Raw genomic sequence first — 4,461 nt, forward strand, 5'->3', positions numbered from 1 at the left:
AAGGCGGTTATGAGCTGCGATGCTTGCCTTGTAATATGCACGGCCGAAATCGTAATCAATCCCCATCACTTCCCCGGTAGATTTCATCTCGGGTCCGAGAACAGTATCCACACCCGGGAGTTTATTGAAGGGGAGGAGCACTTCCTTGACAGCCACGTGCTTAATTTCCCGTTCCTGGTAGGGCATATCCGCAATCCGCAGACCCATCATCACCCGGGCTGCAACTTTTGCCAGAGGGATGCCAGTTGCCTTGGCGACAAATGGCACGGTCCTGCTGGCCCGGGGATTGGCTTCAAGCACATACACAACCGAGCCCTGGACCGCAAACTGAATGTTCACAAGACCAACAACGCCCAGCCCAAGAGCAAGTTTCCGGGTATAATCACGGACAGTATCGAGAATTTCCGGAGGAAGAGACTGCGTTGGGATCACACAGGCTGAATCCCCGCTGTGCACCCCGGCAGCCTCGATATGTTCCATGATCCCGCCAATGAGAACATCAGTCCCATCACAGACCGCATCGACATCAAGTTCGATCGCGTTCTGGAGGAACCGATCAATAAGGACCGGATGGCTCCGGGAGACTTTGACTGCCTCACGCATGTATGTCGTGAGTTCGGGAGCTTCATGCACGATCTCCATCGCTCTGCCACCCAGAACATATGATGGCCTCACCAGTGCCGGATAACCGATCCGCTCAGCAGTTGCCAATGCTTCCTCTTCAGAGGTTGCAGACCCATTGGGCGGTGAAGGGATTCGGAGATCATCAAGGAGTACGCTGAACCGGTCACGGTCCTCAGCCATATCCATCGCGTCAGGAGTTGATCCAAGAATTTTTGTTTGGAGACCCTGGCGGGCAATTTCATCACGAAGTGGCACTGCAAGATTAACTGCATTCTGCCCACCGAACTGAACCATCACACCGAAATAATCATCCTTCTTCAGGATGTTCATCACGTCTTCGAGGGTCATCGGTTCAAAAAACAGGCGATCTGATGTATCAAAATCCGTCGAGACGGTCTCAGGATTATTATTGACCACATGCACCTCTACACCCATCTCCCTCAGGGCAGTAACGGCATGGACCGTACAGTAATCAAACTCGATTCCCTGGCCAATCCGGATCGGACCTGAACCAAGTATCATGACCTTCTTCTTTCCTGACCGTTGCATCTCGCATTTCCCATCACCCCAGGTAGAATAGAAGTAAGGGGTTCGGGCAGGAAATTCAGCAGCACATGTGTCCACCATCTTGTACGCAGGCGATCCACAAAGCGTGATGATCTCGTGTTCGGATCGTCCGCTTAATGTGCTGATCTCACTGGTTGAAAAACCATAGCGTTTTGCAAGCAGGATCTGATCATCAGTCCCGCCAGTAGTCAGTATCTGTTCGAGATCGATGATATTCCTGACCTTTTCAAGCCAGAATGGAGTAATTTTAGTGAGTTCTGTGACTTCATCGAGGGTAAAATCCTCTCTGAAGGCATCAAAAAGAGTGGCAAACCGTTCATCGGTCGGTCTGGAGAGGATCATGCGGATCTCACCATGATTGGTATGACGATCTGCATCGTTGTCTAGCGATCGAAGTGCTTTTTTGAACGCTTCTTCCACTGACCTGCCAATTGCCATCACCTCACCGGTTGATTTCATGGCAGTGGTCAGAGTCCGATCAGCGGTCTTGAACTTATCAAAAGGCCACCGGGGAACCTTGACCACCACATAATCTATCGATGGCTCAAACGATGCTGGTGTCTTCCCGGTAACGGTATTAAGGATCTCATCAAGACGAAGGCCAATCGCAATCTTGGCAGCAACCCGGGCAATGGGGTATCCGGTTGCTTTCGAAGCAAGTGCAGAGGAACGTGATACCCGGGGATTTACCTCAATAACCCGATACTCCCGGTCACTCTTGAATCCGAACTGTATATTGCATCCACCCTGTACATCCAGGGCACGGATGATCTTGAGTGCAGCATCACGGAGGACATTGAACTCATCATCACGCAGGGTCAGGATCGGAGCGACCACGACACTTTCACCGGTATGGACCCCCATAGGATCCACGTTCTCCATCCCACAGATGGTGATGCAGGTGTCGTTGGCGTCACGCATTACCTCAAACTCAACCTCTTTCCACCCCGCAACACTCTCTTCCACAAGTACCTGATGGATACGGGATTTGCCGAGGCCAAGTTCGGTGATGCGGTAGAGATCATCTGCGTTATATGCAATCCCTCCACCTGCTCCCCCAAGGGTGTATGCCGGCCTGATAATTGCCGGGAACCCGACAATGCGGGCAGCCTCATCCAGCTGTGAGAGTGAACTGACGATCATGGACTTCGGGACCGGTTCACCTATCCGTTGCATCAGATCCCTGAACTTTTCCCGGTCTTCTCCCTCATAGATAGCCTTCAGGGGAGTTCCCAGGATTCGAACACCTTCAAGAGCACCCATCTCGGCAAGTTCAGCAGTAAGGTTAAGCCCGGTCTGCCCTCCCATCCCGGAGAGGATCCCATCAGGCTTTTCCTTCATGATGACCTTGGCGATCACATCGGCCTGAAGTGGTTCCACGTAAATAATATCCGCAGTATCAGGATCGGTCTGGATAGTTGCCGGATTACTGTTGACTAAAACGACTTCTACCCCCTCTTCACGAAGGGCACGACATGCCTGTGAACCGGAAAAATCAAACTCTGCCGCCTGGCCAATCTGGATAGGCCCTGATCCGATCAGGATCACTTTTTTGATCGATGGATCCCGTGGCATCAGATCAGCCTCTTCATCATCATATCAAAATACATTTTTTCGGTATCATGCGGCCCTGCATGTGCTTCTGGATGGAACTGAACACAGAATAACTCCAGGTATTCATCCTCAAATCCTTCGAGCGTCCCATCATTACAGTTGGTAAAGGTCACCTGACATCCTTCAGGCAGTGAATCACCCATCACCACAAATCCGTGATTCTGTGATGATATTGCAATTTTTCCATCCTTATATCGGACCGGTTGGTTTGCTCCCCGGTGTCCAAATTTCATCTTCTGTGTCTCTCCCCCAAGTGCAAGACCACAGATCTGGTTGCCCATACAAATTCCGAATACCGGAAGTTCTCCTGCCAGGTTTTTTATTGCCTGGATCGCCCCGGTAGCCTGAACCGGATCGCCGGGACCATTACTTATAAACAGAGCATCAGGTTTGCAGGCAAGAATCTCATCAGGCTTTGTATCATGTGGGAAAATTTGCAGATCCGCATTCCGACAACTCAGACTCTGCAGAATATTCTTTTTAATACCAAGGTCGATCACTGCAACCCGTGGCCCGCTTCCCTTGATGTGCCAGGGTTCTTTGCATGATACAGAAGGAATTAACGACTGGGTCGTGATATCAGGGGCTGATTGTGCCAGTCTGACTGCCTCTTCGCCATCATCACTCCCTACAATTAAGCCTGCTCGTACCGTTCCCTGCTCCCGAATGCTGATGGTCAGGTGCCTTGTGTCAACTCCGGTGATCCCTAAAAGACCTTCCTCTTCAAAAAACTGTGAGAGTGTAGTACTGCCTGCCGGCTGCCTGCAGAGCTCATGAACCACACACCCGGATGCCCATACCCGGGAGTTCTGAAAATTCTCCCGGTCAACTCCATAGTTACCAATAAGAGGGTAGGTGAAGAGGAGGAGTTGCCCGTGATAACTGGGATCGGTCAATGCCTCCATATACCCGGTCATCTGCGTGCTAAAGACCAGCTCGCCGGTTGTCTCTCCATCGACCCCGAATCCCTCTCCGATAAAGTATCTTCCGTCCTCTAATCCGAGCGCAGCCTTCATGGTGTAAGTCCCATATGAGTGAGCCTGAAACCCTAATAACGATACCTTCCGAAAAAATTATTCAGGATTCAAACCCTTCTGATTAATCTTAAGAGTCACCAAGTTGAATCATGAGATGATGAGTGTACCAAGAAAAGTCTTTTTTACCCGAGGTGTTGGTATTCATAAAGATCGGCTGGCATCATTTGAAGCAGCACTTCGTGCCGCGGGTATTGAGATGTTCAACCTCGTCTATGTTTCATCAATATTTCCCCCACAATGCACCGAAATTACCAGGCTCGAAGGGCTGCGCAGTTTCAGCCCGGGGGAGATTATCTACGCAGTTATGGCCCGGGCTGACACCAACGAACCTAACCGGCTGGTTAGTGCGGCAGTAGGACTGGCTCTGCCAAAAGAGCAGGATCATTACGGATATCTGTCAGAACACCATACTTTCGGTGAGACTGAAACTCAGTCAGGAGAGTACGCCGAAGACCTCGCTGCCACGATGCTTGCAACCACGCTGGGTATCGAGTTTGATCCAGATACAGCATGGCAGGAGCGGGAACAGATCTACAAGGCGAGTGGTAAGATCATTGAGACTTCACATATCTGCCAGTCCGCAAAGGGCGATGTATCAGGTAAGTGGACAACCGTCATC

At 50.8% G+C, this 4,461-nt stretch carries 3 protein-coding genes; 1 reads left to right on the top strand and 2 read right to left on the bottom strand.

Annotated elements, in window-relative coordinates:
* Positions 1-2,766: carbamoyl-phosphate synthase large subunit (gene carB, locus LUQ50_RS00590; protein WP_300034600.1), on the bottom strand; the 2,766-nt coding region annotated here is incomplete at its 3' end.
* On the bottom strand, positions 2,766-3,821 hold the full coding sequence (gene carA / locus LUQ50_RS00595; protein ID WP_300034603.1) for a glutamine-hydrolyzing carbamoyl-phosphate synthase small subunit: 1,056 nt from the start codon (positions 3,819-3,821) through the stop codon (positions 2,766-2,768). The genes carA and carB, both read right to left, overlap by 1 nt.
* A gap of 118 nt (positions 3,822-3,939) precedes the next feature.
* Between carA and LUQ50_RS00600 the strand changes: the two genes are divergently transcribed.
* Positions 3,940-4,461 (top strand): pyruvoyl-dependent arginine decarboxylase (locus LUQ50_RS00600; RefSeq protein ID WP_300034606.1); only part of this gene is annotated, 522 nt, incomplete at its 3' end.

The sequence above is a fragment of the Methanospirillum sp. genome (assembly GCF_028679455.1).
Classification (GTDB): Archaea; Halobacteriota; Methanomicrobia; order Methanomicrobiales; family Methanospirillaceae; genus Methanospirillum.